The organism is Pseudomonas fluorescens group sp. PF-1 (assembly GCF_054481335.1).
In genome coordinates this window covers 3,624,386-3,638,421 of record NZ_JBTMNG010000002.1, presented here as the reverse complement: position 1 = coordinate 3,638,421, position 14,036 = coordinate 3,624,386, and the positions used below count along the sequence as shown (strand labels likewise).

The 14,036-nt window shown below is 60.3% G+C and carries 12 protein-coding genes and 1 pseudogene; 9 read left to right on the top strand and 4 right to left on the bottom strand.

Annotated elements, in window-relative coordinates; all coding sequences use genetic code 11:
- Positions 1–56: 56 nt before the first annotated feature.
- Genes ACX3YD_RS31535 through ACX3YD_RS31525 form a run of 3 tightly spaced genes read left to right on the top strand, consistent with a single transcriptional unit; the run spans position 57 to position 2,478 of the window.
- Complete coding sequence (locus tag ACX3YD_RS31535) at positions 57–770, top strand: ABC transporter permease (protein ID WP_458962015.1); 714 nt, start codon at positions 57–59, stop codon at positions 768–770.
- 5 nt (positions 771–775) lie between these two features.
- Positions 776–1,474: an ABC transporter permease subunit gene (locus ACX3YD_RS31530; RefSeq protein WP_047538681.1), complete on the top strand. Its 699-nt coding sequence runs from the start codon at positions 776–778 to the stop codon at positions 1,472–1,474.
- A complete protein-coding gene (locus tag ACX3YD_RS31525) occupies positions 1,474–2,478 on the top strand; it encodes a DMT family transporter (protein WP_458962014.1) in 1,005 nt (334 codons plus the stop codon). Before ACX3YD_RS31530 ends, ACX3YD_RS31525 begins: the two co-directional genes overlap by 1 nt.
- On the opposite strand, the pseudogene ACX3YD_RS31520 reads toward ACX3YD_RS31525, so the two are convergent.
- Positions 2,434–2,862 (bottom strand): annotated as a pseudogene (locus ACX3YD_RS31520) (TetR family transcriptional regulator C-terminal domain-containing protein); the annotation flags it as partial. The gene ACX3YD_RS31525 and the pseudogene ACX3YD_RS31520 overlap by 45 nt on opposite strands.
- Before the next feature lie 228 nt (positions 2,863–3,090).
- On the opposite strand from ACX3YD_RS31520, the gene ACX3YD_RS31515 reads away from it, so the two are divergent.
- The 3 genes from ACX3YD_RS31515 to ACX3YD_RS31505 all read left to right on the top strand — a co-directional run bounded on the left by ACX3YD_RS31515 (position 3,091) and on the right by ACX3YD_RS31505 (position 5,414).
- Positions 3,091–4,107: a M14 family metallopeptidase gene (locus ACX3YD_RS31515; protein WP_458962013.1), complete on the top strand. Its 1,017-nt coding sequence runs from the start codon at positions 3,091–3,093 to the stop codon at positions 4,105–4,107.
- 185 nt (positions 4,108–4,292) lie between these two features.
- The gene (locus ACX3YD_RS31510; RefSeq protein WP_103403117.1) at positions 4,293–4,850 is read left to right on the top strand and encodes a chalcone isomerase family protein; all 558 of its coding nucleotides are present in this window, start codon (positions 4,293–4,295) and stop codon (positions 4,848–4,850) included.
- A gap of 39 nt (positions 4,851–4,889) precedes the next feature.
- Positions 4,890–5,414: a DUF3833 domain-containing protein gene (locus ACX3YD_RS31505; protein WP_103403118.1), complete on the top strand. Its 525-nt coding sequence runs from the start codon at positions 4,890–4,892 to the stop codon at positions 5,412–5,414.
- Between the two features lie 17 nt (positions 5,415–5,431).
- Here the strand turns inward: ACX3YD_RS31505 and ACX3YD_RS31500 are convergent, their stop codons facing one another.
- Both ACX3YD_RS31500 and ACX3YD_RS31495 read right to left on the bottom strand, forming a co-directional pair.
- On the bottom strand, positions 5,432–5,923 hold the full coding sequence (locus ACX3YD_RS31500; protein WP_458962012.1) for a DUF2878 domain-containing protein: 492 nt from the start codon (positions 5,921–5,923) through the stop codon (positions 5,432–5,434).
- A 171-nt stretch (positions 5,924–6,094) separates the two neighbouring features.
- Positions 6,095–7,285, bottom strand: coding sequence for a cation:proton antiporter (locus ACX3YD_RS31495; protein WP_458962011.1), 1,191 nt, complete (start codon positions 7,283–7,285; stop codon positions 6,095–6,097).
- Positions 7,286–7,580: 295 nt separating this feature from the next.
- Here ACX3YD_RS31495 and ACX3YD_RS31490 point away from each other — a divergent pair, with 295 nt between their 5' ends.
- The 3 genes from ACX3YD_RS31490 (at position 7,581) to ACX3YD_RS31480 (ending at position 12,820) form a co-directional block, all read left to right on the top strand.
- A complete protein-coding gene (locus ACX3YD_RS31490; RefSeq protein WP_458962010.1) occupies positions 7,581–8,252 on the top strand; it encodes a MarC family NAAT transporter in 672 nt (223 codons plus the stop codon).
- Positions 8,253–8,410: 158 nt separating this feature from the next.
- Positions 8,411–11,968, top strand: a complete 3,558-nt coding sequence (mgtA, locus tag ACX3YD_RS31485; RefSeq protein ID WP_458962009.1) for a magnesium-translocating P-type ATPase — start codon at positions 8,411–8,413, stop codon at positions 11,966–11,968.
- A 153-nt stretch (positions 11,969–12,121) separates the two neighbouring features.
- Complete coding sequence (locus ACX3YD_RS31480) at positions 12,122–12,820, top strand: ion channel (RefSeq protein WP_458962008.1); 699 nt, start codon at positions 12,122–12,124, stop codon at positions 12,818–12,820.
- Between the two features lie 99 nt (positions 12,821–12,919).
- Here ACX3YD_RS31480 and ACX3YD_RS31475 read toward each other — a convergent pair whose 3' ends face one another.
- Positions 12,920–13,846 carry a transporter gene (locus ACX3YD_RS31475; protein ID WP_458962007.1) on the bottom strand — a complete coding sequence of 309 codons (927 nt, stop codon included), beginning with the start codon at positions 13,844–13,846 and terminating at the stop codon, positions 12,920–12,922.
- Between the last annotated feature and the right edge of the window lie 190 nt (positions 13,847–14,036).

Genomic DNA, 14,036 nt, shown 5'->3' with positions numbered 1-14,036 from the left:
CAAGCTCGCTCCCACAGGGGCCGGCGGTGCTGTCACGGTCATGATTGGAGAGTGAAATGCCAGCAATGTTCGATTTGATCAATTTCACCGAACAAGGATGGGGCGGGGCGCTGCTCAAGGGACTCTGGATGACCCTGCAGATTTCGGCGGGGGCTTTTGTGGTCGGACTGGCGATCGGCCTGGTCGTGGCCTGCCTCAAGTTGGGCGCGCCCAAGCCGATTGCGGCCGTGGCGCGGGTCTATACCACGCTGTTCCGGGCGGTGCCGGAGTTGTTGCTGATTCTGCTCCTGTACTACGTCGGGTCCATGTTGCTCAATTCGCTGATGGCCAGCCTCGGTTGCGACGCGGTAAACCTGAGCGGTCCACTGGCGGCGATCCTGGTGCTGGGGCTGGTGCAGGGCGCTTACGCCTCGGAGATTTTCCGGGCGGCCATCCAGGCGATTCCCTACGGTCAGATCGAATCGGCGAAGGCTTTCGGTCTGCACGGCTTCGGGCTGTTCCGCCGCGTCACGCTGCCGATCATGGCGCCGTATGCGATGGCCGGGATGGCCAACCTGTGGATCAACCTGATCAAGGACAGTGCGCTGATCAGTGTGGTCGGCACCAACGAGTTGCTCTACACCGCCAAACAAGGCGCGGGTTCGACGCGTCACTATCTGTTGTTCTACCTGACGGCCGCCGCCTTGTATTACGCGGTGACGCTGGTGTCCAACTACCTGTCGGGACGGCTCGAGCGACGCATTCGTCGCTGGATGCCATTGGCGGAGTGAATGACATGATTCCAGCGTGGACAGTTGAATACGCGGCGCTGTTGGGCCGGGGGCTGCAAACAACCATTACCATCCTGCTGGTTTCCAGCGTGTTCGGTTACGCGCTGGCCGTGTTGGTGGCGCTGGCCCGGATCTCGAAAAACAGGGTGATCGCCAAGGTCAGCCTGTTCTATACCAGCGTCACGCGCGGCACGCCGCTGTTGATCCAGATCTACATCTTCTATTACGGCCTCGGCAGTCTGTTTGCGCAGTTCCCGCTGATCCGTGGCAGTTTTCTCTGGCCCTACCTGCGCGATGGTTACTGGTACATCGTGTTCGCCCTGGTGGTGTCAGTGGGCGCCTACGTCGGTGAAGTCATTCGTGGTGGCTTGCTGGCGGTGCCCAAGGGGGAGATGGAAGCGGCCTCGGCGTTTGGCATGACCCCGCGTCAGTCCTTGTTGCGGGTGCGCTTGCCACGGGCGTTGCGCCTGCTGTTGCCGACCCTGGCCGGGGAAACCGTGATGCTGCTCAAGTCCACGGCGCTGGCCTCGACCATTGCGGTGATCGACTTGCTGGGCGCGGCCAACGTGGTTCGGGCGCAGACCCTGCAAGTCTATGAGCCGCTGTTGCTGGTGGCCGGCGTGTATGTCTGCCTGACGTTCCTGATCGAGGCGCTGTTTGCCTTTGCCGAGCGGCGCGGCACGCCCGTGCGCAGGTCAGCCTGATGAGTTCGCCACGGGTTGATCGTTCGCTGCAGGGCATTGGCCTGTGCACCTTGGGCTACGCGTTCCTGACGTTGCAGGATGCGGCCATCAAGTGGCTGGTGGCTGACTACTCCGTGGTGACCATTCTGTTCTGGCGTGCCCTGGTGGTGGTCGCCGTGGTGTTGGCCGCGGGACGCACGCGCCTGATCCAGCGGGCCTGGTACTCACCGAGCCGGCGCTTGCTGGTGGTGCGCGGCCTGCTGTCGATCGTGGCCTGGCTGCTGTACTACACGGCGGCCCGTGACCTGACCCTGGCGGAAATGACCACCCTGTATTTTTCGGCGCCAATCATGGTCACGGTGCTGGCAGCGGTGATTCTCAAGGAGCGTGCCAGCGGTTGGCAGTGGTTCAGCCTGATCGTCGGTTTTGTCGGCGTGGTCATCGCCTGCCGCCCGGACAACATGAATGAACCACTGCCGGTTGTGCTGACGCTGCTGGCAGCGGTGTGCTGGGCCTTCACCTATATCCAGTTGCGCCAGGTGGATGACCAGACTTCCGTGCTGGAGCAGATGCTGATCACCAACGTGGTGTTCGTATTGTGCATGGTCGTGGCGCTGCCATGGACCTACACCCCGGCGCCGACAACGGCCTGGCTGGGGATGGTTGGGGCAGGGCTGGTGGGTGGTATCGGGCAGTTCCTGCTATTCGCCAGTTTCCGCCGCGCCACGGCGACCTTGCTGGCGCCGTTTGAATACACCGGGCTGATCTGGGCGTTTGCACTGTCGAGCCTGGTCTGGGGCACGCTGATGGATCTGTCGTTGATGATCGGTGCCGGGTTGATCGCCGTGAGCGGCACCCTGGCGATGATCTTCGGCCGGCATCCGTCACAGGACGTCGTCGGTGCTGAATGCTCCGTGACGCAACCCCTTTATCCAGCAACGACAGATATGGAGGCCGTTGGCGGCGCTGAAGGTCTCGGGGTTGAGGCACCACTCGAGCCAGAGTCCGTCGAGCATCGCCGATAGGCCGATGGCGGCCAGGCGCGTGTCGTCAATCCTGAAGCCTTCACTGGCGGCCATGCCGTCGAGCAATTGGCAAAGCAGATCAAGGTACGCGCCGTAGGTTTTGACGTGGGACTGGCTGACGTGTTCGGAATGGCGGATCAGGCTCCAGAACACCACCCAGACGCCCAACAGTTTCGGGTCCATGACCCTGGGTGAAAACGAGCCAACGAGAAACGCATCCATTTTTTGCGCGGGTGTGCCGGCCTGCTCGATTTCCTGGAGCAGTGCCGTGGTGAGTTCGCTCGCCAGTTTCTGATAGGTGTCGGCAATCAGCGCATCGATGCTGCCGAAATGATGATTGAGCAAACCGACGGAAACCCCGGCCTCGGTGGCGATGCGCCGCACGGAAATCCCGGCATGACCGTCGCGGCCCAGGCAGCGCAGGGTGGCGGCGACCAGCAATTCGCGACGCTCGTCAGGCTCGGCGCGGCGGTTTTTCGGGACGGTGGTGGTCACAGGGGATTCCTTGGCAGTGGTTCCACGCTGGCGAGCTTAGTTGAACGTGTGTTCAATCTCCAGCTTCGACAGCGGCAATACCTCGATTGTTAACGCTCATCAGGGGAGGGCTAGTGCATGGTTCAGGATATTTCGTTCAACGTTCACAATAACAACGGCGAACCGGTGCAGGTCGGTGCCTGGCGTTTCGAGGGCGATGGCCACGGGCCGAAGGTGCATTTGCAGGCGGGTGTGCATGCCGATGAAATCGCCGGGATGCTGGTCCTGCATCTGTTGATGCAGCGCCTGCGAGTCGCCGAGGCCGGGGGGCAGCTCAAGGGCAGCGTGACCGTGGTGCCGCAGGCCAATCCGCTGGGCATCGGGCAGTTTCGCCAGGGGCGGATTCTGGGGCGTTACCACGACGCCACCGGGCATAACTTCAACCGGGGTTTCGACCAGTCGGCGGCGATGGAACGGTCGATGAGCAACGTCCAGCAATGGCAGAAAAAACTGGTGCAGCTGGCGGCGCCCGCCGACGTGATGCTCGACCTGCACACCGACGACGAAGCGTTGCCCTACCTCTACGTTCATCGCCGTTTCTGGCCCCGTGGTCGCGCGTTGGCGGCGGCGATGAAAATGGACGTCGCGATCATCTGGGATGAGGGCGGCGACGGTTCGTTCGAAGAAACCATCATTGCCCCGTGGCTGAGCGAAGGCAGGACCGACCAGCGCATGGCCGCGACCCTGGAGTTGCGAGGGCAGGGCGATGTCAACGATCGATTCGCCGAGCAGGATGCCGAGGGCCTGTATACGTGGCTGTGCGGTTACGGGGTGATCGATGAGGCACGCACACCCCCTGACTGGCCTGTCGAAGCGGTGGAAATGGGCCACATGGAAACCATCATTGCGCCGCAGCCGGGGGTGTTGATCTTTGAAAAGGAGCTGGGCGATATCGTCGAAGAGGGACAGCGCTTTGCACGGATTCTGCGCCGGCCGGGTGATCCGTCGTCGGAAGTGGTGTTGTATGCCGAGCAAACCGGGCGCCTGGTCACCCGCTTTCGTGATCGCTTGATTGCCCAGGGCATGGGCGTGGCCAAGTTTACCGGGCGCCGGGTATCGCGGAACTGGAGCGGCGGCTTGCTGGACCCGAACTGAGCCAGACGAAACTGCCTGGCGCGTGTCGCCATGGAAAACCTCCAGGTCTATCGCGGAAAGTCAAAACTCACCTGCATAGGAGAGGCGTTCACCGCAAATGTTGTACAAATTTTTGCCGCTGTTCGGCATAAAGCTATACAAACAGCTACTCTTGTACAATATTTAACTGCAAGCAGGAGGCGCTGATGAACGTGGCTGACGCAAGACGTATTTTCAAACATCGCCTGTCGAAGGCTTGTCTGCTGTTGCTGATTCTCTCGGTGCCGGCCTCGGCGGACTGGCGCCCATCCGTCCCCGAGGCACGTCTGGTCGGCCGGGGCGATTTCACCTGGTTTGGCATGAGCCTGTACACCGCGCGCTTGTGGAGCTCCGAGGCGCCGCCGGCGTGGAGTCAGCCCTTTGCGCTCGAATTGACGTATCGCCGTGCACTGTCAAGGGACACCCTGGTCGAGGCCAGCCTGGATGAAATGCGTCGCCTGGGCGGGGCGAACCTGGACGATGCCACCCTGCAACGATGGTCCGCTGAAATGCGTGAGGCCTTCGTTGATGTTCAGCCCGGCATGCGCATTACCGGGGTCTACCTGCCCGGCAAAGGCTGCACGTTTTACGTCGACGACCGGCTTCACCGGCAAGTGCCTGATGCCCGATTCGCCCGTGCGTTTTTCGACATCTGGCTCGACCCGCGGGCGCGAGATCCACAGTTGCGCCAACGCCTGCTGGGGCAGGGCGGTCCTGCTGCATAGGAGCGTTCTGAATACCAGCCTGCTGAACAGGAGATAGACATGTGGCGAATACTGTTACTGATGGGCAGCCTGTTGCTGGCCAGCTGCGGCAATGTCGGCGTGGAACACTACGCCCGGGAGCGCCCGACTCTGGATCTGGCGGCGTTCTTTTCCCGACCGGTGCAAGCCTGGGGGCTTTACCAGAATCGCTCGGGCGAAGTGCTCAAGCGCTTCCACGTCCAGATCGAAAGCCATAGAGAGGGGCAGCGCCTGATCCTCGATGAGCGGTTTGTCTACAGCGACGGTACGCGCCAGCAGCGGGTCTGGACCCTGGAACCGGATGGCCCCATGCGCTGGCGTGGCCGGGCGAGCGATGTGATTGGCGAAGCCCGGGGCGAGGTCGCCGGCAACGCGCTGCGCTGGCGCTATCGCCTTGACCTGCCGGTGGATGACAAGCATTGGGAAGTGGATTTCGACGACTGGATGTACCTGATGGACGACGACACCCTGATCAATCGTTCGAGCATGAGCAAGTTGGGCGTCGAATTGGGGCAGGTGAGTCTGTTCTTCCGCCGCCAGCCATAGCGGCTGGCTTGATTTTGTCAACGCGGTGCGGCCAGTCGCAGGGCCAGGGGCAAAGCTGCTGCCCACAGCGGCCCCAGCACCAGGGCGGTGCCAAGGGTACCCCAAGGCAAACCGACCCCGGCCAGTGGCGCCCCGGCGATGTACGCCAGCGGTCCACCGATCAGGCCGAGCAGCACGCCGTACCACATCGGCTTCCGGGCCCAGGCCAGGCTGTGGCGAAGCCCGCTCGCCAGCACCAGCCAGAGCAGTGCCAGCCACAGAGGCAGAGGCGGCTGGTCAAATTCGAAAACTCCCAGCGCGCCCAGGCCGGCATCCATCAGCCAACCGGCCACCCCCACGCGCAGGAGCGCAGTGGCTTCCTTGCCCGGCCGTGGACAGATCGCGACATGGATCACCAGGCCGGCCGCGACCAGCATCAGCAGCCAGGGGTGTCTGGCGCCCAGCACACAGCCCCACCAGCCGGCCTGCATCCATAGCGCGTTGCCGATCAGCCATGCCCGGCTCGACATCAGGCGCTCGGCGGCGACATGCGGCGCATAGTCGAGACTGGGTTAAGCGTTGCGAACGTCTTGGCGAAAGAGGGCGGGCGGGCGGACATGGCAGGTTCCAGGCAATGTTGTACACGTCAGAAATTCTGTACAGATAAGCCTGAAGCCTAGGGGCAAAGTTGTACAAGTCAATCAATGCTTGCGACGGGCCAGCCGCGAGACCCATGGATTGGCGCTCAAGCCGTGCAGTACCACGCTGAGTAGAACCGTGCAGACTGCGATGGCGCCTATCGTGCGTATGGCCTCCAGCGGGTAATCCAGGATCATGATGGCAAAGACGATGGTGGCCAGTCCGCGTGGGCCGAACCAACCGATGAACAATCGCGTTTCGTAATCGAAGGCCGTGCCTGCCAGGCTGATCAGTACCGGCAGCACGCGAATCACCGTCAGGCTCAGCACCGCATAGAGCCAGATGGCCGGGGTGAGATTGCCCCAGACTCGAGGGATGACCAGCGCGCCGAACACGATCCAGGTAATGACCGATAGCGGCGTGGCGAATTCTTCGCTGGACTCGAGCAGGCGATGCTTTTGCTCGGAAAACAGACTGCTCGCCAGTAACCCGCCGACGAACGCGGCGATAAACCCGCTGCCACCAAGCGTTTGCGCTGTGGCAAAGCACAAGAGGGCGAGTCCGGGCAGCGTCAGTTGTGACCATATGGGGGATTGCCAATCCTGCTTTGAAGCGTAGCGAAACATCAGCCAGGCGATGAACGTCAGGGCCAGCCCGACGACGGCACCGATCCCCAGTTCCTCAACGAACAGCTCTGCGGCCAGTGACAGGGGGGATCGGGTCTGCTCTTCGACCAGCAACGCCAGGAACATCAACAGTACCGGCACGCAGATGCCATCATTCAGCCCACTCTCGACGTTCAACCCTTCACGCACGGCGCCGGGAACCTTGGGATTGCTCACCACCGCCTTGCCCAGGGCCGCGTCAGTGGGGGCCAGCAGGGTCGCCATGACTGCCAGTTCCACCGACGGTATCTGCGGAAACAGCCAGCGACCGACCAGCCAACCACTGAGGATCGTCAGGGGCAGCCCGATCATCAGCAAGCGCATGGGCAATCCTTCGTGGGCTTTGAGAATCTTCAGGTCGGCATTGGCCGCATCGCTGAACAAAACGATCGCCAATGTCAGCTCGGCGAGGATCTTCAGGCCGTCCTTGTCGATCCGGGGCGCCAAAACGCCCAGGAACGCCGGGCCAAGAATCAGGCCGACGAGCATGAACATCAGGGGACCATTGAGCAGGCGCGTCTCGATACCCCCGGCAAACAGGCTGTAGAGCAGGAGGAAGGCGGCGAAGAGAGCGAGGTTCTGATACATCGACGGCATGCCTGTGCAGGGACCGGTTTCGGATGTCAGCGGTGCTTAACTTGTTCGGTGAGTATGATCTACGTTGGATTCGCGCGTAGTCGGGTCATCTGATTTAAGTCAATGGATGGCCAGATTCTCGCCGTCAGTGGTGAAAACCCACAGCGCACCTAGACTTGTCTGGCGTTACTTGTCTGGCGTTCGAATGCAGCCCCGAAATGGAAGTTGTATAGAAAGCGTCGACACCCAGTTGATTCCATAATGACGCACCAAGAAGTGTTTTCAGTGACTTGCAGGGTGGATAGGGATGAACCATTTATTCGACGCCGTCACGCTCGGGTTGTTGGCATTGTTGCCATTGATCAATCCACCCACCACCGTGGCGCTTTTTCTGGCGTTATCCCAAGGGTTCAGTCGTGAAGAAAAAAACCAGCAGGCCTTCCTGACGGCATTTTACGTTTTCGTCATTATGCTGGTGACCTATTACATCGGTGAGTTCGTTATGGGTGTATTCAGTATCTCCATCCCGGGCTTGCGGATTGCCGGTGGCGGAATACTTGTCGTGATCGGCTCGAGCATGTTGTTTCCCAAGCCTCGCGAAACCGCTTGCGGCGATAGCGCGGCGAAAAAAACCAGCTTCGCCTTCATCCCCCTGGCCATGCCCAGCACAGCCGGCCCAGGCACTATCGCAATGATCATCAGTGCCTCTGCCACCATTAAAAACAACACCACCTTTCCGCAATGGGTGCTGCTGACCGCTCCACCTTTAATTTTCCTTGTCACCGCGTTGACGCTTTGGGGTTGCTTGCGCGCGTCGGACTTGATCATGAAGGTGACGGGGGAGTCGGGTATCGATGCCATTTCCCGTTTGATGGGTTTTATATTGGTGTGCATGGGCGTTCAATTTGCCATCAACGGATCGGTCGAGATCATACAAACCCTCATCAACAATAACGCGCCAATAATACGTTCCCCCTAGGCGCGGTTGGCTTGTTCAGCGCTGCGGGTACCCGGAGACCGGCAGCAGTGTCCCACCGGACTGAACCCGCTTGAGCAAGCGGGATTGACATTAATCAATGCCGCCCGCCCACACGGGCCCAGAATCCAGCGATCTGCCACATTGCTCAGGGACCCGGCATGTCTGTCAAATCACCCATTCCAGACTTTCCTCCTCCAACTGCGCTGGAAGACGGCCAGCATTTCAGTCGTCCCGCACTCTGGCTGACATGGCTGCTGGGAGCCGCCATGTTTGCGACGGTGGTGGGCGTCGCACTGCAATTCACGGACGTCGAATCCTTCACACGCCTGCTGACGGAGGCAGAGCCACTGTGGCTCATCGCGGCCTTTGGCTTGCAAGCCCTGACCTATATGGCGCAGGGGCAGGTTTTTCGTGTGGTGCTCAAGGCCGGGGCTCAGCATCTTTCACTCTGGGAGGCGGGCAAGCTCAGCTTGATGAAGCTGTTTGTCGATCAAGCCTTGCCGTCTTCCGGCATCAGCGGGGCCTTTGCGGTGGTCGCCTCGTTCGTGCGCCTGGGGTTCGCCAGACCCGTCGTGCTGGCGTGCCTTGTACTGGATTTGTCCGGGTACTTCCTGGCCTATGTACTGTCCGTTGGCGTGGCACTGCCGGTGGTGATTTTCCAAGGGCATGCAACGGCGGCTTTAGTGGGGACCTGTGTGGTGTTCGTGGCGGTCAGCCTGATGCTGGCGGTTGCCACGCCAAGGCTGGCCGGCAACACACGCCTGGCGACCCATGTGCCGGGGCAGCGTTTTTCGATTATAGCCAAAGGCCTTGCGTTGCTCACCGGAGCGGATCGACAGCTGGTACGCAGCCACGCCTTGCTCTGGCGCATCACGTTGCTCGAACTGGCGATCATCATGCTGGACAGTGCAACGCTGTGGGTCCTGGTGCGAGCGTTGGGTGTCTCGGCACCGCCCCTGGGGTTGTTTGCCGGTTTCATGCTGGCCAGCGTTCTGCGCAGTATCGGCATTGTGCCGGGTGGTCTTGGGGCCTTCGAAGCCGCAGCCGTGGTGACGTTGCATTGGGTCGGGGTGAACGTTGCCGTAGCGTTGTCTGCCACGCTGCTGTTTCGCGGCCTGACGTTCTGGTTACCGATGTTGCCCGGTCTCTGGCTGGCGCATCGCGAATGGCATTCCACCACGACAAAACCGACGCATGATGTCTGCGCCGATTATTGGAGCCCGTCGCTCAGCGAGTTGTTCAGCACCTTGCACAGCAAGCCGACGGGATTGAGCCAGGCCCAGGCCAAGGCTCGACTGCGCAGCGCGCCGCCACAGGCCAAGGACCGGCCACAGGGATTGGCCAGGCTGGTGCTGGAACAAATGCGCACGCCGTTGGTGCTTATCCTGATCGCCGGCGCAGTGGTGGCCGTGGTGGTGGGCGACTGGCTCGACGCGGCGATTGTCGGGTGTATTGTGCTGATCAGCGCCGTCCTCAGCGCCTGGTACGAAAATCGTGCCAGCCACGCGGTGGAGCAGCTACGCAACAAGATCGCCTTGCGCGCAACGGTCCGTCGGGAGGGCAAGACCCTGGAGGTTGCCGCCAGTGACGTGGTGCCAGGTGACGTCCTGTTACTCAGCGCCGGCAGTCTGATCGCCGCCGACGGCCGCATCCTGCAGGCCCTCGATTGCTTCATCGCCGAGAGCCTGCTGACCGGCGAAACCTTTCCGGTCGAAAAGCTGCCAGGTGATTGCGCCCCTGAGGCCACCGTGGGGCAGCGCCACAATTGTGTGTTCATGGGCACCTCGGTCCGTAGCGGTACCGCCGAGGTGCTTGTGACGCGCTATGCCCAGGACAGCGAGATCGGCCACATTGCCAAGACCTTGTCGCTCAGGCCTCCCGAAACGGAATTCGAGCGTGGCTTGCGTCGTTTCGGTGCCTTGTTGCTGCGGGTGATGCTGGTGATCACGATCGTCGTGTTCGGCATCAACATCTTGCTGCATCGCCCGACCCTCGACACGCTGCTATTCGCCATCGCCTTGTCCATTGGTCTGTCGCCGGAACTGTTGCCGGCGATTCTCAGCATTACGCTGGCCAAAGGCGCGCAGCGCATGGCGGCGAAAGGGGTGATCGTGCGTCACCTCAACGCCATCGAAAACCTGGGGGCCATGGACATCCTGTGTACCGACAAGACCGGTACGCTGACACGGGGTGTCGTGGTGCTGGACGCTGCGATGGATGTGGAGGGCGTCGCCGCCACTGATGTCCTGCAGCTGGCGGTGTTCAATTCCAGTTTGCAGACAGGCATGCGTAACGCGATGGACGATGCCATCACCCTGGCCGGCAAAGACCTGGCCCCGTTCGCCGACGTCGTCAAATTCGATGAAGTGCCCTATGACTTTGTCCGTAAGCGCCTCAGCGTGGTGGTGGCCAATGCCCCTGAGGCCAGCAGGCTGATGGTGACCAAGGGCGCCCTGGACAATGTGCTTGAGGTTTGCACGCACCTGCGCCGTGGTGAACAGGTTGTCACGCTGAACGACGCGGAACTGGCGACGATCGCACAACGTTTCGCGAACTGGAGCGAGCAGGGCTTTCGCGTCCTGGGCCTTGCCACCCGTGCATTACCCGATCAGCCGCACTATGGTCGCGACGAAGAGAAGGACATGACCTTTCGCGGCTTTCTGTTGTTTTTTGACCCGCCGGAACCCGGGGTCAAGGACACGCTCGCCACCCTGGACGGGCTGGGTGTGCAAGTGAAGATCATCAGCGGCGACAACCATCTGGTCGTCCGCCATGTCGGCCAGGCGGTGGGCCTGCCGGTGGAGCGAATCATCACCGGCGGTGAACTCTCGGCGATGAAAGATGAAGCCTTGATGCACTTGGCCCCCCGGACAACCCTGTTCGCCGAGGTCGATCCCAATCAGAAGGAGCGCATCATCCGGGCCCTGCAAAAGACCGGGCATGTGGTCGGGTACATGGGCGATGGCATCAATGATGCCCCGGCGCTGCAAGTCGCCGACATCGGGATTTCCGTGGACAACGCGGCCGACGTGGCCAAACAGGCCGCTGACTTTGTGCTGCTGGAGCACGACCTGAATGTCCTGCGCGAAGGCATCGAAGAGGGGCGGCATACCTTTGCCAATACCCTCAAATACATATCGATTGTCTCCAGTGCCAACTTCGGCAACATGATCAGCATGGCCCTTGCTTCCCTGGCGCTACCCTTCCTGCCGCTGCTGGCCAAGCAGATATTGCTCAATAACTTCCTGTCCGACATCCCTTCGATGGGGATTGCCAGCGACAACGTTGACCGGGAATGGGAAAGCACGCCTCACCGATGGAACATCAAGCAGATACGTAATTTCATGGTGGTGTTCGGGCTGGTGAGCTCACTGTTCGACATCCTGACGTTCGTGGCCCTGTACCTGCTGGCGGAGATGGTTCCTGCAGTATTCCGCAGCGGCTGGTTCGTTGAGTCGCTGCTGACTCAACTGCTGACGATCTTCATCGTGCGCACCTACAAACCGTTTTACCAAAGCCGCCCGGCTAAACTGCTGATCGTCAGTGCACTGGGCATCGGCCTGCTGGCCATCGGCCTGCCGTACAGCCCGGTAGCCCCCTGGTTCGGCCTGGTGCCTTTGCCATTCCATATCCTGTTGCTGATGCTGGCAATCAGTCTGGTGTACATGGTGTCGGCCGAGTTTGTGAAACGGACTTTTTATCGGCGTCAACACTAGTGGTTTCATCAGGCACTTGAGTAACTTGCAGCGCGTTGATGGGGGCGGGCGTCTCGGGCCCTTGAAAAAACCGGCACAGACAGGGAAGGGGGTCAGACTGTAATTCGAACATAGACGCCATATAAAGCAACTATTCGGCCTCAGGGAGGCGATATGACCCATCCACAAGATAAAACCGATTCCGATGCGGATTTAGGTCAGATTGTCATAGGGCTGGGGCCCTGCACTTATCTGTTGCTGCTCTTAGTGGGATTGATCCTCCTGTTTCCCTTTCTTGAAGAGGGCATATTTGACCGCATCTTGCTCGCCATTCTGTTTTCAACCGTGCTGCTCGTGGGCGCTTTCGCCACCAGGCAGACTCGGCAGGGAGTCATTCTCAAACTGTGTCTGGCGTTGCTGGGGGTCGGCCTTCTATGGGGGGCATTGTGGGCTGGGAGTGTCGCCGTTCTTAAACTTGCCGGGATGGCTTATACAGCGTCTCTTGCCATCTCGTTCAGCGGAGTGCTTCGCTATGTTCTCAAGCGCGGGCCCATTACGGCGGACAAACTGCATGGCGCGCTTGCAGGTTACATCCTGCTGGCGTTCGTCTGGTCATTCGTATATGCCTTGGTCGAGATGTCCAGCGCCGGTTCATTCGGCCCTGGCCACCTTGACTTCGTCCAGCCCGGAAACTTCTTCAAGCTGATCTATTTTAGTCTTACGACCCTCACAACAACCGGTTACGGTGATTTTATCCCGTTAACCAATCACGCTCGTTCACTTGTGATGGTTGAAGAGTTTTCAGGGGTCTTTTACGTGGGTGTGGTGATAGCGCGGCTTGCCGGTCTTTATCCATCGAATCAGATTATGTGACGCTCGATTTTCCTGAACCACTTGCGGGTATTGGTCAATAATCAGACTCCGTCGAATATTCCACCGATGCCTGAATGGAATACAGCGCAAGCCCCGGTTTCAAAGCCCTCCGCCGAAGCGATATTGCCAGACGATGCCAATGGCATCGTATTCGCTGCCCGTACGAGTATGTCCGCCATTGCTCGCATTGAGCTTCACCGAATGGTTGCGGTTCAACGGTAGCGTGAGGGTGCATCCGTAGCGCGTATTTTCCTGGAAGTCATGGTTGCCGACGCCATCGATTGAAGTACTCCCCCCCTCAAAGTAGGTCGAATCCAGCGAGACCCATACACCGCTCTCAAAGGCATAGATAAGATGCGCCTGCACCTGGTATATCGGGTTCTGGGAAAGTGTGCGGTTGCCCAGGTACTCGTTGTTGTCGGTGTAATACGTTGCCGCGCCGGACAATTCCAGGGTCACGGGTCCCAGACGCTTGGAAATCCCGAGTTCGGGCTTGAACGACCAGCGGTTGTTGCCGAGATTCACCAGCTTGTTCGCGTCGTACTGGCCGAGTGGCGCGGTGATCGCCAGGCTGGTGCCGATAATCACATCCTGTTTATAGCTGGGGAATTCAGCCAGGGACATCGCCGGGGCGCCATACCAGTTGACCGAGAAGCGAAATCTTGGGTCGATCAAACCCGTCACATTTCGCTCCTTGGGCTCACCGGCAAACAGGGCAGACCCAGTCAATCTTGCCTCAGGCACGACGATATCGAACTTCCCGGAGCGGCCCCAGATGTCCAGGGATCTGGCAAAGGCAAACACGACAGTCTTGATATCGAGCTTGGCATCCTGGAGCGGGACCGAGGGGTTGGCCGTCACGTTGCCATGGAGATCGCTATAGCCCATGAGCAGGAAGTTGATACCGACCGGCGTATTGGCGTAGGACCTGGGCTCGAGGTCCTCTGCGCCGGCAATGGAGGTGACGAGGATGAGCGAGGCGGTCGCGAAACGAATCGGCCGAACGACGCAGAGTTGGTGTTTCATCCACATTCGCTCGCTGCCTGTCAGGCCCCGGAAGTTCTACTCATTGTAGTAGCGCATCCGTATTCGTCTGGCATTCATAGCGACCACGTACCGACGGCGGTTCCAGCAAACTGCCCAGGCATCTTTTGCGCACGACGCAACAGGACGTTGCGCCATGTCCATATTCTCCCGGCGAGGCGTGCCGCCTATT

Bases quoted from the DNA above. Each gene is read 5' to 3' on its own strand.
- ACX3YD_RS31480 (WP_458962008.1), top strand. From the start codon at position 12,122: ATGACCCATCCACAAGATAAAACCGATTCCGATGCGGATTTAGGTCAG.
- mgtA (WP_458962009.1), top strand. From the start codon at position 8,411: ATGTCTGTCAAATCACCCATTCCAGACTTTCCTCCTCCAACTGCGCTG.
- ACX3YD_RS31530 (WP_047538681.1), top strand. From the start codon at position 776: ATGATTCCAGCGTGGACAGTTGAATACGCGGCGCTGTTGGGCCGGGGG.
- ACX3YD_RS31490 (WP_458962010.1), top strand. From the start codon at position 7,581: ATGAACCATTTATTCGACGCCGTCACGCTCGGGTTGTTGGCATTGTTG.
- ACX3YD_RS31515 (WP_458962013.1), top strand. From the start codon at position 3,091: ATGGTTCAGGATATTTCGTTCAACGTTCACAATAACAACGGCGAACCG.
- ACX3YD_RS31500 (WP_458962012.1), bottom strand. From the start codon at position 5,923: ATGTCGAGCCGGGCATGGCTGATCGGCAACGCGCTATGGATGCAGGCC.
- ACX3YD_RS31525 (WP_458962014.1), top strand. From the start codon at position 1,474: ATGAGTTCGCCACGGGTTGATCGTTCGCTGCAGGGCATTGGCCTGTGC.
- ACX3YD_RS31475 (WP_458962007.1), bottom strand. From the start codon at position 13,846: ATGAAACACCAACTCTGCGTCGTTCGGCCGATTCGTTTCGCGACCGCC.
- ACX3YD_RS31505 (WP_103403118.1), top strand. From the start codon at position 4,890: ATGTGGCGAATACTGTTACTGATGGGCAGCCTGTTGCTGGCCAGCTGC.
- ACX3YD_RS31535 (WP_458962015.1), top strand. From the start codon at position 57: ATGCCAGCAATGTTCGATTTGATCAATTTCACCGAACAAGGATGGGGC.
- ACX3YD_RS31495 (WP_458962011.1), bottom strand. From the start codon at position 7,285: ATGTATCAGAACCTCGCTCTCTTCGCCGCCTTCCTCCTGCTCTACAGC.
- ACX3YD_RS31510 (WP_103403117.1), top strand. From the start codon at position 4,293: ATGAACGTGGCTGACGCAAGACGTATTTTCAAACATCGCCTGTCGAAG.